The following is a 509-nucleotide window of genomic DNA, read 5'->3' as shown; positions in this document are numbered from 1 at the left end:
AACTCTATCAACTTCTCATCAAATTTATTTTCAATAATTCTAACAGAACTATTTGTGTAAGTTGTTTCTATTTTATTTGTGTTTTCATTTAAATATTTTGAATAATATTCATCCTCTTGCATTTGAGGCCTAAATTTAGTTTGTAGTAGAAATATCAATCCTAGAAATAGAGGAATTATTGCTACCGCTGATATACTATAAAATGCAGGTAGCCAGTAAGGTTCTTTAACTGTTGCAGCGGCTGTTATAAGTGCAGATACTAGAAGAATTAGCCCAACCAGCCATACGGCTAAAAGTTGTATAGGTTTAGTTATTTTCTCGGGCTGTATTTTATGTTCTGTCATTACTATTTGTTACAGTTGGGGTGGTCCATGCCTAAAAACCTACAACGTTAGTTGTACATATGGTTATTTAAGGCTTTTGCATATATTTGTTTTATATGTGAAATAATCACGAAACTTCAAAATTATCTATTAATGAAAAGTATAGCATTGTTTACTTTATTATTT

The 509-nt window shown here is 30.1% G+C and carries 1 protein-coding gene; it reads right to left on the bottom strand.

Annotation, left to right across the window (positions count from 1 at the left end):
- A partial coding sequence (locus BWI93_RS11240) for a hypothetical protein (protein ID WP_217902257.1) occupies positions 1-344 on the bottom strand: 344 nt, incomplete at its 3' end.
- Positions 345-509 lie beyond the last annotated feature (165 nt).

This window comes from Siphonobacter sp. BAB-5385 (genome assembly GCF_002261125.1).
GTDB lineage: Bacteria > Bacteroidota > Bacteroidia > Cytophagales > Spirosomataceae > Siphonobacter.
The sequence above is the reverse complement of the archived record's forward strand: the minus strand, read 5'-3'. Positions and strand labels throughout refer to the sequence as shown.